At 63.1% G+C, this 16951-nt stretch carries 16 protein-coding genes; 8 read left to right on the plus strand and 8 right to left on the minus strand.

Annotation, left to right across the window (positions count from 1 at the left end; genetic code table 11):
• Positions 1–95: 95 nt before the first annotated feature.
• From ACE3PR_RS07510 to ACE3PR_RS07540, 7 genes are all read left to right on the plus strand, one after another.
• The gene (locus ACE3PR_RS07510; protein ID WP_374369977.1) at positions 96–827 is read left to right on the plus strand and encodes a hypothetical protein; all 732 of its coding nucleotides are present in this window, start codon (positions 96–98) and stop codon (positions 825–827) included.
• A gap of 92 nt (positions 828–919) precedes the next feature.
• A complete protein-coding gene (locus ACE3PR_RS07515) occupies positions 920–1981 on the plus strand; it encodes a MaoC family dehydratase (protein ID WP_374369980.1) in 1062 nt (353 codons plus the stop codon).
• A 289-nt stretch (positions 1982–2270) separates the two neighbouring features.
• Complete coding sequence (gene sdhC, locus ACE3PR_RS07520) at positions 2271–2690, plus strand: succinate dehydrogenase, cytochrome b556 subunit (RefSeq protein ID WP_374369983.1); 420 nt, start codon at positions 2271–2273, stop codon at positions 2688–2690.
• Positions 2690–3085, plus strand: coding sequence for a succinate dehydrogenase, hydrophobic membrane anchor protein (sdhD, locus tag ACE3PR_RS07525; RefSeq protein ID WP_374369986.1), 396 nt, complete (start codon positions 2690–2692; stop codon positions 3083–3085). The genes sdhC and sdhD overlap by 1 nt, the downstream gene beginning before the upstream one ends.
• Positions 3086–3111: 26 nt before the next feature.
• Complete coding sequence (gene sdhA, locus ACE3PR_RS07530) at positions 3112–4938, plus strand: succinate dehydrogenase flavoprotein subunit (RefSeq protein ID WP_374369989.1); 1827 nt, start codon at positions 3112–3114, stop codon at positions 4936–4938.
• Between the two features lie 13 nt (positions 4939–4951).
• Entirely contained in the window at positions 4952–5728 is a 777-nt protein-coding gene (locus tag ACE3PR_RS07535) for a succinate dehydrogenase iron-sulfur subunit (RefSeq protein WP_374369992.1), read from the plus strand.
• A gap of 2 nt (positions 5729–5730) precedes the next feature.
• Positions 5731–6216 carry an STM3941 family protein gene (locus ACE3PR_RS07540; protein WP_374369995.1) on the plus strand — a complete coding sequence of 162 codons (486 nt, stop codon included), beginning with the start codon at positions 5731–5733 and terminating at the stop codon, positions 6214–6216.
• A 36-nt stretch (positions 6217–6252) separates the two neighbouring features.
• On the opposite strand, the gene ACE3PR_RS07545 is transcribed toward ACE3PR_RS07540, so the two are convergent.
• The 4 genes from ACE3PR_RS07545 to ACE3PR_RS07560 all read right to left on the minus strand — a co-directional run bounded on the left by ACE3PR_RS07545 (position 6253) and on the right by ACE3PR_RS07560 (position 8971).
• Complete coding sequence (locus ACE3PR_RS07545) at positions 6253–7284, minus strand: pentapeptide repeat-containing protein (RefSeq protein WP_374369998.1); 1032 nt, start codon at positions 7282–7284, stop codon at positions 6253–6255.
• Positions 7285–7400: 116 nt separating this feature from the next.
• Complete coding sequence (locus ACE3PR_RS07550; RefSeq protein WP_374370001.1) at positions 7401–7592, minus strand: DUF2892 domain-containing protein; 192 nt, start codon at positions 7590–7592, stop codon at positions 7401–7403.
• Positions 7593–7694: 102 nt separating this feature from the next.
• Complete coding sequence (locus ACE3PR_RS07555) at positions 7695–8357, minus strand: Crp/Fnr family transcriptional regulator (RefSeq protein WP_374370004.1); 663 nt, start codon at positions 8355–8357, stop codon at positions 7695–7697.
• A complete protein-coding gene (locus tag ACE3PR_RS07560) occupies positions 8354–8971 on the minus strand; it encodes a histidine phosphatase family protein (RefSeq protein ID WP_374370007.1) in 618 nt (205 codons plus the stop codon). The genes ACE3PR_RS07555 and ACE3PR_RS07560 overlap by 4 nt, the downstream gene beginning before the upstream one ends.
• A gap of 299 nt (positions 8972–9270) precedes the next feature.
• Between ACE3PR_RS07560 and ACE3PR_RS07565 the strand changes: the two genes are divergently transcribed.
• Positions 9271–9783, plus strand: coding sequence for a hypothetical protein (locus ACE3PR_RS07565; RefSeq protein WP_374370010.1), 513 nt, complete (start codon positions 9271–9273; stop codon positions 9781–9783).
• A 4-nt stretch (positions 9784–9787) separates the two neighbouring features.
• Here ACE3PR_RS07565 and ACE3PR_RS07570 read toward each other — a convergent pair whose 3' ends face one another.
• Genes ACE3PR_RS07570 through ACE3PR_RS07585 form a run of 4 tightly spaced genes read right to left on the minus strand, consistent with a single transcriptional unit; the run spans position 9788 to position 16854 of the window.
• Complete coding sequence (locus ACE3PR_RS07570; RefSeq protein WP_374370013.1) at positions 9788–10345, minus strand: RBBP9/YdeN family alpha/beta hydrolase; 558 nt, start codon at positions 10343–10345, stop codon at positions 9788–9790.
• 33 nt (positions 10346–10378) lie between these two features.
• A complete protein-coding gene (locus ACE3PR_RS07575; RefSeq protein ID WP_374370016.1) occupies positions 10379–10852 on the minus strand; it encodes an NUDIX pyrophosphatase in 474 nt (157 codons plus the stop codon).
• Positions 10853–10865: 13 nt separating this feature from the next.
• On the minus strand, positions 10866–15398 hold the full coding sequence (gene gltB / locus ACE3PR_RS07580; protein ID WP_374370019.1) for a glutamate synthase large subunit: 4533 nt from the start codon (positions 15396–15398) through the stop codon (positions 10866–10868).
• Positions 15399–15411: 13 nt separating this feature from the next.
• Positions 15412–16854 (minus strand): NAD(P)-dependent oxidoreductase, encoded by a 1443-nt coding sequence (locus tag ACE3PR_RS07585; RefSeq protein WP_374370022.1) that lies wholly within the window; start codon positions 16852–16854, stop codon positions 15412–15414.
• Between the last annotated feature and the right edge of the window lie 97 nt (positions 16855–16951).

Consider the following 16951-nt stretch of genomic DNA (forward strand, 5'->3'; position numbering starts at 1 on the left):
TTCTGGTCACTTCTCTTTGTCGGGTCGCGGCGCGAAAAGAACCGCGCCGGCGCTGCAAATGATTGGCCGGTAACGGGGATGAAGGTTGACCAGGGATGTTTACCGCCAGAATTGGCACCGCGCAGACAAGCCTCTTCATCGAGGAACAGCCCGGCCAGTCGGCCGAGCTCTTCTATGAATCAGATCGCCCCGTCGCGATCTGGTACCGGCACAATTTCTATGTCTGGATCCGCCTCGTGCTGGACCGGGCTGGCAGCATGCCCGGTCTCGCCTGTCGCGGCGCGTTCCGTTCCAGCGCATTGCTGCCGGGCGATATCCTGGAATACCGCATCTATGAGGACATGCAGCACAACCCGAGCCAGGGCGATTCAAATGCGCGCGGCGTCGTGGTGCCCTATGACGGATTGGTCCTGATGGGCCTGAGACGCCGCCCGCGCCATGGCCCCTGGCTCCATTACAGCCGCGCCGAAGCCCTTGGCACAGGTTGCCGCTTTCGTCTCGGCACGCCCGCCACCGTTTCGCATGTGCTGATCGAAATTTCCCGCGATGAACCTCGGCCAGGCAGCGACGGCGCGTTGCGCTTTACCACACCCGAACGGGCCGTCTTCGGCTTTCATCGCCAGTTCTATCAATTCGATTTCAAATCGCTCGCCCCGGGCAGCGACTACCATGTCCTTATCCGCTGCAGCGATACCGCCGGCAATTGGTGGCAGGAACACCAGCGTTTCACCATGCCGGAATGGCCCGTCCTGCGACCCGAGTTGCAGCGCAGGCCGGCGATGGTCGCCGGTAGCAGACGGCATATCGCCATCCCCTCGAACGGCTGATCGCCGCCCGCCATTTGCCTCTCCCCGATTTGCCTCTCTGCGGGCTCTATGCGATATGCTGGCGGCCGATCATTCCGAACGGGGACCGCGCCGTGGCTGCCATCAAGACCAATCCAGGCAATTTCTTCGAGGATTTCCATATCGGGCAGGAGATCCAGCATGCGGTGCCGCGCACGGTGACGGAGGGTGATGCCGCCCTTTACATCGGGCTCACCGGTTCGCGCTTTGCGCTCTCCTCGGCGGATTCCTTTGCACAGAATGTCGGTCTGCCCGGCGCCACCATCGACGACATGCTGGCTTTCCACATGGTGTTCGGCCGCACGGTTGCCGACATCTCATTGAATGCCGTCGCCAATCTCGGCTATGCCGCCGGGCGTTTCGGCGTGCCGATTTATCCCGGCGACAGCCTCACCGCGCGCTCGACCGTGATCGGGTTGAAGGAGAATTCGAACCACGAAACCGGCATCGTCTATGTGCATTCGGTGGGCCTCAATCAGGCCGATGAAGTGGTGCTGGATTACGTGCGCTGGGTGATGGTGCGGAAGCGCGACCGCCTGGCTCCCTCGCCGGAAGCCCTGGTGCCGCAGCTCCCTGAGAAGGTGGCGATGGCCGATCTCGAGGTGCCGCTCGATCTCGATCTTTCCGGCTACGACACGGTTCTCGCTGGCTCGCCCTATCTCTGGGAGGATTATGCGGTGGGCGAGAAGATCGACCATGTCGACGGCATGACGCTGGAAGAATCCGACCACATGATTGCGACACGGCTCTACCAGAACAATGCCAAGGTGCATTTCAACCAGCATACCGAAGGGCAGGGCCGCTTCGGCCGCCGCCTCATCTATGGCGGGCATATCATCAGCCTCGCCCGCGCGCTCTCCTTCAACGGCCTCGCCAATGCCTTCCGCGTGGCGGCGATCAATGGCGGGCGGCATGTGAATCCCAGTTTTGCCGGTGACACGATCTATGCCTGGTCGGAAGTGCTGGAAAAGGGCGAACTCCCCGACCGGCGCGATGTGGGCGCCCTGCGCCTCAGAACCATTGCCACCAAGGATCTCGCCTGCGGCGACCATCCCGGGCCGGATTCGACCGGGAAATATCCCGAAAACGTCGTCCTCGACCTCGATTACACGGTCCTGATGAAGCGCCGGGGCTAAGTTTCCGCCTTTGGCGCGGTCCGGCAATAAAATGTCGCTCCGGGTCGCAGTTTCGTTGACCTCCCGGTAACTATTCAGTATCAAGATCGCGCTTTCTGCTGCAATGCGGCAGGCCATGCGCCCCCCCGCCGATCGTCGCCAGACGATCACCCTCAGGCGGGCCGGACCCTGACCAAACGCCGCAGCGCAGTCCAATTACCCATGGGGCGCGTATCGACCCCAAGGCAAACCAACCCGCGTCTCGCCGGGCGTCAGCACCCGGCACGTGGGGCATCGGACGGGAAACATCATGGCCGAAAGCCAGTCAGGCGGCGCAAAGCGTCATCCGAGACCCTTGAGCCCGCATCTGCAGGTCTACAAGCCGCAGCTCACCTCGATCACTTCCATTCTCCACCGTATCTCCGGCATCGTGCTCAGCATCGGCCTGCTTTACTTAGTCTGCTGGCTGGCGGCCGCGGCTCAGGGCATGGCGGCTTTCGATACCCTGCAGAGTTTCAACGGCAGTATCCTCGGGCGCCTGATGCTGTTCGGCTGGTCGATCGCGTTCTTCTACCATCTTCTCAATGGCATCCGGCATCTCGCCTGGGATGCCGGCTTCGGTTTTGAGCTGCCGGCGGCCTACCGCTCCGGTTATGCGGTGCTCATCGGCACAGCCTTGCTCACCATCGCCGCCTGGGTGATCGCCTATTTCCAGATGGGAGCGCTGTGATGGCCGACAACAGCAAGACATTGCGTTCGCATCTCGGCCGTGCCCGGGGCCTTGGCTCCGCTCACGAGGGCTTGCATCATTGGTGGGCGCAGCGTGTCTCGGCCCTGGCGCTCATTCCCTTGAGCCTGTGGCTGGTGGCGTCCTTCATCTGCCTTGCCGGCGCCGATTACGCGGTGGTGAGTCAGTGGCTCTCCACCCCCTTCACCGTGGCGGCCTTAAGCCTCACGATCCTCGCCGTCTTCTATCATGCGGTCCTGGGGCTGCAGATCGTGATCGAGGATTACATCCACGGCAAGGTTCTGAAATTCGTCCTGCTGATCGGCCTGCAATTCGCCGGTTTCGCCTTTGCCGCCGCGGCGATCGTCTCGCTGCTGGTCATCGCCTTTGCCGGCTGACGCGTCTCATTCAAGAGTGATTCAACATGGCTGACACAGCTAGCACGAACGCCCCGAAGATCAACGGCCAGGCCTATCCCTTCGTCGATCATGTCTACGACGTGGTGGTGGTGGGTGCCGGTGGCGCAGGCCTGCGCGCCGCTTTCGGCATGGCCGAGAAGGGCCTCAAGACCGCCTGCATCTCCAAGGTCTATCCGACCCGCTCGCATACCGTGGCGGCACAGGGCGGCATCTCCGCCTCGCTCGGCAATATGGGCCCTGATGATTGGCGCTGGCACATGTACGACACTGTGAAGGGGTCGGACTGGCTGGGCGACCAGGATGCGATCGAATACATGTGCCGCGAAGCCGTGCCGGCGATCGTCGAGTTGGAACATTACGGCGTGCCTTTCAGCCGCACCGAAGCCGGCAAGATCTATCAGCGCCCCTTTGGCGGCATGACCACGGAATACGGCAAGGGCATCGCGCAGCGTACTTGTGCCGCCGCCGACCGCACGGGTCATGCGATCCTGCACACGCTCTATCAGCAGGCCTTGAAGCATCGCGCCGAGTTCTTCGTCGAATATTTCGCCCTCGATCTCATCATGGATGAAGAGGGTGCCTGCGTTGGCGTCGTTGCCTGGAATCTCGATGACGGCACCATGCACCGCTTCCATGCCAAGCTCGTGGTGCTGGCGACCGGCGGCTATGGCCGCGTCTTCTTCTCGGCCACCTCCGCCCATACCTGCACCGGCGACGGCAATGCCATGGCGCTCCGCGCCGGATTGCCGCTCCAGGACATGGAATTCATCCAGTTCCATCCGACCGGCATCTACGGCGCCGGCTGCCTCATCACCGAAGGTGTGCGCGGCGAGGGCGGCTATCTCACCAATTCCGAAGGCGAGCGTTTCATGGAACGCTATGCACCCTCGGCCAAAGATCTGGCGTCGCGCGATGTCGTCTCGCGCGCCATGACCATGGAAATCCGCGAAGGTCGCGGCGTCGGCACGCACAAGGATCATATCCATCTTCACATCGAGCATCTCGATCCGAAGATCATCCATGAGCGCCTGCCGGGCATTTCGGAAACCGCGCGCATCTTTGCCGGCGTCGATGTGACACGCGAACCAATTCCGGTCCTTCCGACCTGTCACTACAACATGGGCGGCGTCCCCACCAATTACCGCACCGAGGTCGTCACCAAGAAGGACGGCAATCCCGATGCCGTGGTGCCGGGCCTGATGGCGATCGGCGAGGCGGCCTGCGTCTCGGTCCACGGCGCCAACCGCCTGGGCTCGAACTCGCTCCTCGATCTCGTCGTCTTCGGCCGCTCGGCCGCGATCCGTGCTGCCGAAATCATCGGCAAGGGCGAGAAGCATCGCAACCTGCCGAAGAATGCGGGCGACATGGCGATCGAGCGTCTCGACCGTTTGCGCCACGCCAAGGGCGATATCCCGACGGCCAAGCTGCGCCTCGACATGCAGAAGATCATGCAGAACGACTGCGCGGTCTACCGCACGGGCCAGACGCTGAAGGAAGGCGCCGAGAAGGTGAAGGCTGTCTGGGACCAGCGCCACCGTGTGAAGGTCGAGGACCGGTCCTTGATCTGGAACAGCGATCTCGTCGAGACGCTGGAACTCGACAATCTGCTCTATCAGGCGCGGGTCTCGATCGAATCCGCCGCCAATCGCGAGGAAAGCCGCGGCGCCCAGGCGCGCGAGGATTTCCCCAACCGCGATGACGAAAAATGGATGAAGCATACCGTGTCGTGGCTGGGCGAGGACGGCAAGGTCCGTCTCGATTACCGCCCCGTCCACATGACGACCTTGAGCAACGATGTTCAGGTCTTCCCGCCCAAAGCCCGCGTGTACTGAAGGTTCTGGAAAAATGGCCGAACTGACACTGCCAGCCAATTCGAAACCCACCATCGGCAAGACCTGGAAGGCGCCGGCGGGAGCGAAGAACATCAAGGTGTTCAAGATCTATCGCTGGGATCCGGATACCGGTGCCAATCCGCGCGTCGATTCCTACGAAGTCGACATGGATAGCTGCGGCCCGATGATCCTGGATGCGATCATCAAGATCAAGAACGAGATCGATTCGACGCTGACCTTCCGCCGTTCCTGCCGCGAAGGTGTCTGCGGTTCCTGCGCGATGAATATCGACGGCACCAATACGCTGGCCTGCACGAAATTCACCTCGGAGGTGAAGGGCGACGTGAAGATCTATCCGCTGCCGCACATGCCGGTGGTGAAGGATCTGGTGCCCGATCTCACGCATATCTTCGCGCAATACGAAACGATCGAGCCCTGGCTGAAATCGGATACCCCGCCGCAGACCCGCGAGCGGCTGCAGACCCCGGAAGAGCGCGCCAAGCTCGACGGTCTCTGGGAATGCATCCTCTGCTTCTCCTGCTCGACCTCCTGCCCCAGCTATTGGTGGAACGGCGATCGCTATCTCGGCCCCGCCATCCTGCTGCAGGCCTATCGCTTCATCGCCGATACCCGCGACGAAGCCACCGGCGAGCGCCTCGATGCGCTGGAAGATCCCTTCCGCCTCTATCGCTGCCACACCATCATGAACTGCACCAAGACCTGCCCCAAGGGCCTCAATCCGGCCAAGGCCATCGGCGAGATCAAGAAGCTGATGGTGGAGCGGCGCTAAGCGTGGCGCTTCGCGTCGGCCACGCACGATGGAAGCTTCGTTTTTGTGCCTTGTTATCCTTGCTCTTTGTGAGCATCGGGTTTTGGATGGTTTGGCGAGGCCCATTCCTTTCTGAGGATTGGTGGCGCGGCGTTATTGGTGCCGCGTTCTTTGGGCTCTGCTTCTGGATCTTTGCCATTCGTCTTATTACTTCCGGCCCGGCAATGGTCGTCGATTTGAATGGCTTCTTTGACAGCCGGGCGATGGATTGTGCGATTCCGTGGAACGCGATCAAATCCATTTCCGAAGGACGTTTAATAGGCGCGCACTATTTCAGCTTGCGTCTGACACAACCGGCGGCCGACTTCATCAAGTCGCCGACCAAGCGTATGCTAGGTCTCGTCAATAAGCCCTTCATCGGTGGCGACGTCTTCGTTCCGCTGCAATTGCTCGATACTGACATAAGAGACATTCGGGCGGCGATTGGTCACTACAAGACGCTTGAATAGAGATTGCGTGTGGCTGCTTTCCGAGAGACAGGCGCGCTACTTTCGCAACCCTTTCGTCTTCACACCCAATCCCGGAATCTCGCCGGTCTTGGCACCGGCCATCTCCAACCCGCGCTGATGGGCGTCGGAGAGATTGGCGCCGCGGAGATCGGCTTCCGAGACATTCGCTTCGGTGAGATTGGCGCCCTGCAGATCGGTGGCGAGCAGCCAGGCGCGCTTGAGATTGGTGCGCGCAAGGCGGCAGCCGACCAGGCGCGCCGCCGCGAGATTGGTGCGGCTCAAATCGAGGCCGGAAAGATCGAAGCCTTCGAGTTCCAGCCGCTCGCCGGCGCGGCCCAAGGAATCGACCCAGCGCGCATGGCGGCTGAGGCGCTCGCTCACTTCTTTCTCCGTCAGGCGCGGTGCCGAGCCCACGGGCAATTTTGCCGCGCGCACCTGATCGCGGGTCGCCTGATCGACCGTGGCGAAGGCAAAATCGGCGCCTTCCAGCTCGCTGTTGTTGAGGCGAATCGCCTGCAGATCCGCGGCGGCGAAATTGCTCTTCCTGAGATCGGCGCCGGAAAAATCGGTCTCCAGCAGATAGGCGCCGGAAAAATCGACGCTCACCAGTTTGGCATCCTTGAACACGGTCTGGGCGAGCTTGGCGCCGCGGAAGCGGCAGGCCGGCGCCTCGTCCCATTCCGATTCTTTTTCCGGATTCTGCCGGAGATCCGCCGCCGACAAGGTGCTGCGCGTGAGGTCGGTGCCGTGGAAGACGGCGCCGCGCATATCGGCGCGTTCGAAATTGGCGCCGGTCATGTCGGCTTCGTCGAAGACCGAACCCGTGAGAATGGCGCCGCGGAAATTGGTGCCGCGCAGATTGGCGCGCTCCAGATTGCACCGCACCAGATAGGCATCCGTGAAATCCATCAGGCTGAGATCGAGCTTGGCCAGATTGCATTCCGAGAGCATCAGGCGCTGGCCCTGCGCCCGCCCCAGGCGCCAATTGCGATGCAACTCAGAGAGCCGCTTCAACGCCCCGGCATTGAGCGTCAGCCTCTTCAAAACCTTCGGGGCGGTGGATTCCATCGGCGGGCGATACCAGGAGCGACTCGGGGATCGCCTATGGTGACGTTCCGCCCGCTGGCCCACAAGCCCCCGGCTCACCCTCCCGAGGCAAGCCGGTGCTGTTTTGCGCCCAGGAACTACTTCCGCAGACCGCAGGTATTGAGCCCGATCAAGCGATAGGCTGGGCAGAAGCCGATGAGCGCGGTAGCGAGCGGCACGAGGCCGATCCAACCCCAAGGGGTCTGCGGTCCGATAAAGACCAAGGAAATCAAGACCAAGCCGACAATGACACGAAGCACGCGGTCAAGCGTACCGATATTCTTTCCCATCTGGTTCTCCCGTTGCATGACATTCAACTGCCATCACGATAGGGCTACCATCGCACCCGGTCTGTGACTTGCTCACAGGGCGGGGCTCTCAGGGGGGCGGTTCTAAGCTCCCGTCGCGCAGTGAGACAAAGCGTCTCGATCGAGGAGATCGATCCGGCCGCGGGTGAGGCGCAGCCACTGGCGGCGCTCGAAATCCTTGAGTTGCCGGCTCACCACTTCGCGCGCGGTCCCTAGTTCCGTGGCGAGGTCCTGGTGGGTGAGCGCGATCGGCTGTTCCGCATCTCGTGCCAGGAGGAAGGCTGCCAGCCGCGCATCGATGCGCCGGAAGGCGATGTCTTCCAGTAGCGTTACGATCTCCTGCAGCCTTTCGCCGAAATTGGCAAAGATCAAGCGGCGGAAGGCCGGGCCGGCGGCCATCAATTCCTGGAAGATGGGTTCCGGCAAGGCAAAGCCGGCGACATCGCTTTCGGCGACCAGTTCGGCCGAAAGTGCCGTCTGGCCCAGGAGGCAGGCGCTGGAAAGAACGCAGGTCTCGCCGGCCGCGACCCGGTAGAGCACGATCTCGCGGCCGTTTTCGCTGATACCGCTCACCTTGATCGTGCCGTCCGTGAGCAGCACGAAATGCGGCAATCTCTCGCCCGGCCGCGCCACCACCGTGCCGGCGGGGAGCGCGACCGGATGCGCGTTCGCGGCAATACGCTGCTGGATCTCCGGCTCCAACTGGCCGAGCTGCGGGAAGCGGGACAGCAGGCGGGAATCGATCACGCGGGTTCCACCAGGATGTCGATCCGCCAGGATCGGGTAGCATCCGCCGGCGGTTCGAAGCGCGCGAGGGTGGTGTTGCGGATGTCGAGCGCCGCCGGCAATCCGAGGAGATGCTCCAGCGCCCAAATAAGGCCGCCATGCGCCACCACCAGGACCGGCGCTTCCAGGGAAAGAGCCTTGGTGATGCCGGCTTGGACGCGAGTGGCAAAGGCGCCGAGGCTTTCGACACCGGGGAAAATACCGCCCAGGCGCCAATCGGCGAGCCAATCCCCGCCATCGGCCGCGCCGGCGAAGGGGCCGACATCGAACTCCATCAATTCGTCGATGAGATGGATCGGCAGATCGAGGCCGGCATTCAGAATTTCCGCCGTCCGCTTGGCCCGGGCAAGGGGCGAGGCGGCGATGCTGCGGAAGCCGAAAGTGGCGAGATGCGGCCGCAGGGCCATCGCCTGTGCCTCGCCTCGGGCGTTGAGCGGAATGTCGGTACGCCCCTGAAAACGGCCGAGCCGGTTCCAGTCGGTTTCGCCATGGCGGACAAAGTGGAAGGATCGGTGGGGCAGCATCTGGCCGGGCGGCTCCGCGGGTGGCTGGTGGCGGCGAAGATAGGCCGACATCCGCGTCAGCCGCAACCCAGCCCGCCAACAGCGCAGGCTTGACCGTTTCGCTGCCTGCGTTACAGTAACGATATGTCTCGGCAACAGCATACCGCCGTCACGGCGCGCGTATTCTTCACGCGAATTAGCAACCCGGCCTGATCCGTTCAGGCCGGGCTAGTAGCCGCGCGCCCACCGCTATCCTCGGTTCCTCGATTTCCCTGAACGGGAATTCTCCGTGAGTGACGGTCCGGCGCCCATCGCCAGATTGCCGCGCTTCGCCCCGAAGATGGGCTGGCGCCCGAGCCAAGGATAAAATCATGTTTGCCACTGAAACCGCCCCCAGAGCGGGCTTTTCCCATCAGCGTGAACGACAGATGCCCGCCGATGCGCGGGCTGAATTGCAACGTTTGTTCAAGGCCTATGATGCCGCCTGTTTCGATCTCGATGCGGATGCTGCATCGGCCATCTACGATCTCCCTTGCCTGATCTCGACTTCTGCCGGCAACACCGCCTTCAATGCGCGCGGCGAGTTGCGCCAGGCTTTGGCGCAGCGCTTCGGCGCCTATCGCCAGCAGGGCATCGTCTGCGCCAGCATCACCGCACTCGATCTCGAATCCGTGGCGCCCGATTTTGCCACAGCGCGCGTGGTCTGGACTTTGTCCGACCGGCGCGGCAATGACGTGGTCAGCGTGCCCCGGCGCTATACCCTGCGCCGGTCCGATGCCGCGCCCGGCCGTCCCTGGCGCGTCGCCCATGTGGTGAACCTCGCCGATCCCGCCGCGCGTATCGCAACGAACGGGCGTCACTTGCTGCGTTTGGCCGGCGCCTGAACGGTCAGAGCGAATTCTGAGCGGGAGTCACCGCATTGCGCCGCAGCCGTTCCAGCAGGACCTCGCCCAAAGGCCAGGGCCCGAAACCGCTTGCCGGGTTGATATGTCCGGCGACACCGATATCGACGAACTCGCTGCCCCAGGCCGCGGCAAACGCCTGGGCACGGGTGATGGCGACATAGGGATCGTCGCGGCTGGCGACCACGATGCTGGGGAAGAACAGCGGGCGCATCGGCATCGGTCGGAAGGCATGAGCCTCGGGCGGTGTATGCGCATCCGAATCCGTATCGGCGGGGGCAACCAGCAGGGCGCCGGCGATCTCGTGTTGATGTTGATTTCGGGCCGCCCAATGCGCCACCAACGCGCAGGACAGGCTGTGCGCCACCAGGACCGGCGCGCTCGCCTGGGCGCGGACGATGTCATCAAGGCAGTTGATCCAGGCCGCGTAATCGGGCCGGTCCCAATCCTTTTGCTCGGCCGCCCGCGCGGCAGGGCCAAGGCGTGCCTGCCACAAACGCTGCCAATGCTGCGGCCCTGAATTGCCGAGGCCGGGTATGATCACAACGGGCGGTATATCGGAGGCAACGCACATGGGTCAGGGTACCTCGCGAAAGGCTTCCGGCACGCAGATCACGAAATCGCGCCAGATATCGGTGATGGCGCGACGCTGTCCGGCAAAATGCATCAGGTCGATGGCATCTTCCAATCCGCACCAGCGATAGGCATCGCTGCCGTGATCGAGCGTCACGGCGGCCGGCGTGGGGACGAAAGCGACAAAGATCGGCATCAGATTGATCGTGTTGTCATGCGCCAGATAGAAAGTCTCGGTCAGGCCCGTCGTGAAGAGCCGGGCGACGGCGAGCCCGGTCTCCTCGAAGATCTCGCGCCTCGCTGCCCGCGGCGCAGTCTCGCCGGGCTCGATGCTGCCGGTCACCAGGCCCCAGGCGCCCGCGGCGATCGGCCCCGCCCGGCGCAGCAGCAGGACCTGGGGATCGGTTTCGCGCGCGGCGATGATCGCCGCCGCCACGGCGCAGCACCGCACGGGCACCTCGCCGAAACGCGCGCTCATTTTGCGTTCCGTCTCATTTCGCTTTACGGGTGCCGGCAGATGCCGGCCTGTCCGAGAGCGGCTGGTCGAGCTTGTCGAGCATTTCCTTCGGCGCAACTTGCCAGAAATGGCCACGTTCTTCGGCCCAATCGTTGAGCAGGCGGCCGGCCCATTTCGATTGGGTCTCCTTGACATGCTCTTCGATGAGCGTCTTCAAGCGACCTTCCCAATGGGCACTCTCCAGGCGCTGCCAGACAATGCTTTCCGGATTGACGCGCAACGGGAAGCGGCCATCGGCATCATAGACGAAGGCCATGCCGCCCGACATGCCGGCGCCGAAATTGTCGCCGACCGCGCCCAGGATCACGGCCGTACCGCCGGTCATGTATTCGCAGCCATTGGAACCGCAGCCTTCGATCACCACGTCGGCACCGGAATTCCTGACCGCGAAGCGTTCGCCGGCCTGGCCTGCCGCGAACAATTTGCCGGCGGTCGCACCATAGAGCACCGTGTTGCCGATGATGGTGTTGCGGTTGCTCTCCAGGGGCGAGGAGGGCAATGGCCGCACCACGATGGTACCGCCTGACAGGCCCTTGCCGACATAGTCATTGGCATCGCCGAAGACTTCGAGCTTCAAGCCCTGCACCGCGAAGGCGCCCAGGGATTGGCCGGCCGAGCCGCGCAAACGCACGGTGAGATGATCGGGCTTCAGCCCCATCATGCCGAAGCGCTTGGTGATATGCGAGGAAAGCCGCGTGCCGATCGCCCGGAACGTATTACGGATGTTGTATTGCAACTGCATCTTCTCGCCGGCCTGGAACAAGGCGGCGGCATCCTCGACCATGCGCGCGTCCAGCGTGTCCGGCACTTCGTTGCGACCGACCAGCGTACAATAGCGTGCTTCGTCACCGGGATCGGCCTGCGCCAGGATCGGGTTCAAGTCGAGATCATCGAGATCGGCGGCACCCCGGCTCACTTGCTCAATGAGCTCGGTGCGGCCAATCACTTCGTTGAGCGTCTTCACGCCCAATTGCGCCAGGATTTCGCGCACTTCCTCGGCGATGAAGCTGAACAAATTGACGACCTTCTCCGGCGTCCCGGTGAATTTCTGCCGCAGCTTGTGATCCTGGGTGCAGACCCCGACCGGGCAGGTGTTGGAATGGCATTGCCGCACCATGATGCAACCCATGGCAACGAGCGAGGCGGTGCCGATGCCGAATTCCTCGGCGCCGAGAATGGCGGCGATGACCACGTCGCGGCCGGTCTTGATGCCGCCATCGGTTCTGAGCTTCACGCGGTGGCGCAGACGGTTCAAGGTCAGCACCTGATGCACTTCGGCAAGACCCATCTCCCAGGGGATGCCGGCATATTTGATGCTGGTATGGGGCGAGGCGCCGGTGCCGCCGACATGGCCCGAAACCAGGATCACGTCTGCTTTTGCTTTTGCGACACCGGCCGCGATCGTGCCGATGCCGGAACGCGAGACCAGCTTCACGCAGACCTTGGCGATGGGGTTGATCTGCTTCAAATCATAGATGAGCTGCGCCAGATCCTCGATCGAATAGATGTCGTGATGCGGCGGCGGCGAGATGAGCGAGACGCCCGGTGTCGCATGCCTGAGCTTGGCGATTTCCAGCGTCACCTTGAAGGCCGGCAACTGGCCGCCCTCGCCGGGCTTGGCACCCTGCGCCACCTTGATCTCGATCTCGCGGCAATTGGTGAGGTATTCCGCCGTGACGCCGAAACGGCCGCTCGCGATCTGCTTGATCGCCGAATTGGCGTTGTCGCCATTGGGCTGCGGGCGGAAGCGGCTGGGATCCTCGCCGCCCTCGCCGGAATCCGATTTGGCGCCGATCCGGTTCATGGCGATGTTGAGCGTGCCATGGGCTTCGGGCCCCAGCGCCCCCAGGCTCATGCCTGGTGTCACGAAGCGCTTCCTGAGTTCCGTGATGCTCTCGACCTCGTCGGTCGAGATGGGATTGGTGCCCGGCACGAAATCGAGGAGATCGCGGATGGCGACGGGCGGCAGCTTGGCGACTGCCTCCGAATAGCGTTTGAAGGCCTGATAGGATTCCGAGGCCACCGCGTTCTGCAGGGTGTGGATGAGGTCGGGTGCCCAGGCATGGGTCTCACCCGATTTCCGGAACTTGTAGAAGCCGCCCACCGGCAACGTCACCACATCCTGGTCCCAGGCGCGGGCATGAAGCTCCAGCACGCGGTGCTGGATGCCGGTCATGCCGATACCTGAAATGCGGCTCGGCATCGAGGGGAAATATTCCGCGACCAAGGTGCGCGAGAGGCCGAGCGCTTCAAAATTGGCGCCGCCGCGATAGGACGAGATCACCGAGATGCCCATCTTGGACATGACCTTCAAGAGGCCCTGATCGACCGCCGAACGGAAATTGTCGAGGCAATCCTCCAGGGGGAGATCCGCGAAGAGGCCGCGCCGGCGGCGATCCTCGATCGCGGCTTCCGCGACATAGGCATTGACCGTGGTGGCGCCGACGCCGATCAGCACCGCGAAATGATGCACGTCCAGGCATTCGCCCGAGCGCACATTGAGGCTGGTGAAGGTGCGGAGCTGCTGCCGCAGGAGATGCACATGCACGGCGCCCGTGGCGAGGATCATCGGGATGGCGGCGCGTGCCGCACTCACCCGCTCGTCGGAGAGAATGAGATGGGTGGCACCACCGCGCACGGCATCCTCGGCCTGGCGCCGCACCGCCTGAATCGCGTCGCGCAGCGCATTGTCGCCGCCTTCGACTTCGAAGGTGCAATCGATCTCGGCGACACTTGTCCCCATATAGGCGCGCATGGCCTGGAACTCGGCGGTGGTCAGAACCGGGCTGTCCAGTTGCAGCAACCGGCACTGGCTCTCATCCTGGTCCATGACGTTGCCGAGATTGCCGAGCCGGGTTTTGAGGCTCATCACCCGCTTCTCGCGGAGTGAATCGATTGGCGGGTTGGTCACCTGGCTGAAATTCTGGCGAAAGAATTGATGCAGGCCGCGGTAATGCTCGGAAAGCACGGCCAGGGGCGTGTCGTCGCCCATCGAGACGACGGCTTCCTTGGCTTCCTCGACCATCGGCTGGAGGACGACTTCCATGTCTTCCATGGTGAGGCCGGCCGCTACCTGACGCCTACGCAGGTAATCCTTCTCGAAGATCGCCGGCTCGCCGCGATTTTGTTTGATGAGATCGTCGATGACCGTGATGTTCTTCACCCAGGCCGAGAAATCGGCGGTCGCCGCCAATTGGTCGAGCATCGTGCTGTTGTCGTAGAGGCGGCCTTCCGCGAGGTCCACTGCCAGCATCTGCCCCGGCCCCAGGCGGCCCTTGGTCTTGAGCCGCGTCTCGTCGAGACGCACCATGCCGGTCTCTGATCCAGCGACCAGGATGCCATCCTCGGTTACCGCGTAACGCAGCGGCCGGAGGCCGTTCCGATCAAGGCCCGCCACCACCCAATGCCCGGCAAAACCGCAGATCGCCGCAGGCCCGTCCCAGGGCTCCATCACCGAATTGCAATAGGAGAACATGTCCTTGATGTTCTGGGGCATGGTGACTCGGCCGTCCCAGACATCGGGGATCAGCATGCATTTCACCATGGGCAAGGGCCGCTCATGGGTGGTCAGTACCTCGAACACATTGTCGAGCTGCGCCGAATCCGAGCCGCCCGCCTGGATGACGGGTTTCAGATCCGCCATGCGGTCGCCATAGACGCTGGAATAAAGCCGCGTCTCATGGGCGTTCATCCAGTTGACGTTGCCTTTGAGCGTATTGATCTCGCCGTTATGGGCGATGACGCGGAAGGGCTGCGCCAGATTCCAGGTCGGGAAGGTGTTGGTGGAATAACGCTGGTGATAGATCGCGAAATTCGAGACGAAGCGCTCGTCGAGGAGATCCGGATAGAAGGAGGTAAGCTGTTCGGCCAGGAACATGCCCTTGTAGATCACCGAGCGGCAGGAGAGCGAGCAGATGTAAAGCTCCGGCACCTGTGCTGCGATGGCCGCGCGCTCGATGCGGCGGCGGATGATATAGAGATCGGTCTCGAATTCCTCTTCCGAGACACCCTTCGCGTTGGCGATCATGATCTGCTCGATCTCGGGCCGGGTCGCATTGGCCTTCTCGCCGATGATGCTGATATCGATCGGCACCTGACGCCAGCCATAGATGGTATAGCCGGCATTCAGTATTTCCTGCTCGACGATGACGCGGCAGCTCTCCTGCTTGCCGAGATCCGTTCTGGGCAGGAACATCTGCCCGACCGCGAACTTGCCGGGCTGCAGGGTCTGGCCGGCGCGGCGGATGAAATCCTCGAAGAAGGCGTGCGGAATCTGCACATGGATGCCGGCGCCGTCGCCGGTCTTGCCGTCGGCATCGACCGCACCCCGGTGCCAGACGGATTTCAGCGCCTCGACACCCATGAGCACGATCTCGCGCCGGGGCTTGCCGTCGATGGCGGCGATGAGACCGACGCCGCAGGCATCGCCTTCATCGGCGGGGTCGTACATGCCGGTCGCATGCAGATGGGCGGCGTTCTTGCGGAAAAGCTCGATTTCCTGGCTCATGGCTATGGGTCCCTTATTCCGCCGCGGCCTTGCGCGCGTTTTCCTGCAAATAGGTGTCGATGGTCGCCGCCGCGTCGCGGCCGTCGCGGATCGCCCAGACGACCAGCGAGGCACCGCGCACGATGTCGCCCGCGGCAAACACGCCGGGGATGGTGGTCGAGAGATTGCGCCAGTTGACGCGGACCGTATTCGCCTTGGTGATCGAGAGCGCCGGCGCCTTCAGACGCTGCGGCAGATCCTCGGGCTCGAAGCCCAGGGCCTTTACCACCAATTCCGCGTCGAGGTCGAAGGCCGAACCCTCGATCACACGTGGGCTTTGGCGGCCGGTCGCGTCCGGCATGCCGAGATGGATGCGCTCGGCACGCACCGCACGCACGTGGCCATTGTCGTCATCGAGGAAGGCGGCCGGCGCCGATTGCCAGATGAACTCGACGCCTTCTTCCTCGGCGTTCAAGGTCTCGCGCTGCGAACCCGGCATGTTGGTGCGGTCGCGGCGATAGAGGCATTTCACCGATTTCGCCCCCTGGCGGATCGCGGTGCGCACGCAATCCATCGCCGTATCGCCGCCGCCGATCACGACCACGTTCTTGCCCTTGGCATTGAGCGCGCCGCTGGTGAATTCCTCGACCTGATCACCGAGGCCATGGCGGTTGGCGGCGACGAGATATTGAAGCGCCGGCACAATGCCCTTGGCGCCGCTTCCCGGCCCGCCGAGATCGCGCGCCTTGTAGACCCCGGTCGCGATCAGGATCGCGTCATGGCGCTGCCGGAGATCGTCGAGGCTGGCATCGCGGCCAACTTCGAAATTGAGTTCGAATTTGATGCCGCCATCGCGCAACAGCTTTTCGCGCCGCGCCACGATCTGCTTCTCCAGCTTGAAATTGGGGATGCCATAGATCATCAGGCCACCGACGCGGTCATAGCGGTCGTAAATGGTGACCTGATAGCCTTGGCGCCGCAGTGCTTCGCCCGCCGCAAGCCCCGCCGGACCGGCGCCGATGATGCCGATCGATTGTGCAAGCTCGCGCTTGGGCTTCACCGGCTTCACCCACCCCATCTCGAAGGCGGTGTCGGTTACATGCCGCTCGATGGCACCGATCGTGACCGTGCCGTGGCCGGATTGCTCGATCACGCAATTGCCTTCGCACAGGCGGTCCTGCGGGCAGATGCGACCGCAGATTTCCGGGAAGGTGTTGGTGGCGGCCGAGACCTCATAGGCCTCTTCCAGACGGCCTTCGGCGGTGAGCTTCAACCAGTCCGGAATATTGTTGTTGAGCGGGCAATGGACCTGGCAGAAGGGCACGCCGCATTGCGAACAGCGGCTGGCCTGGGATTGCGCGGCCCGGGCGGCGAAATCGGCATAGATCTCGCCGAAATCCTGTTTGCGGTCGGAAGCCGCGCGCTTGTCGGGCATGGCGCGCCCCAGCGACACGAATTTCAGCAGCTTCTCCGCCATGGCAACCTCGCTTTGGCCTTGCTTGATGTCGTAATTCCCCGGCCGGGAAGGCCGCGCGGGCGGAAACAATAGCAAGGAAATTCCAGGCTGCAACGAA

This window comes from Dongia sp. (genome assembly GCF_041909655.1).
GTDB lineage: Bacteria > Pseudomonadota > Alphaproteobacteria > Dongiales > Dongiaceae > Dongia.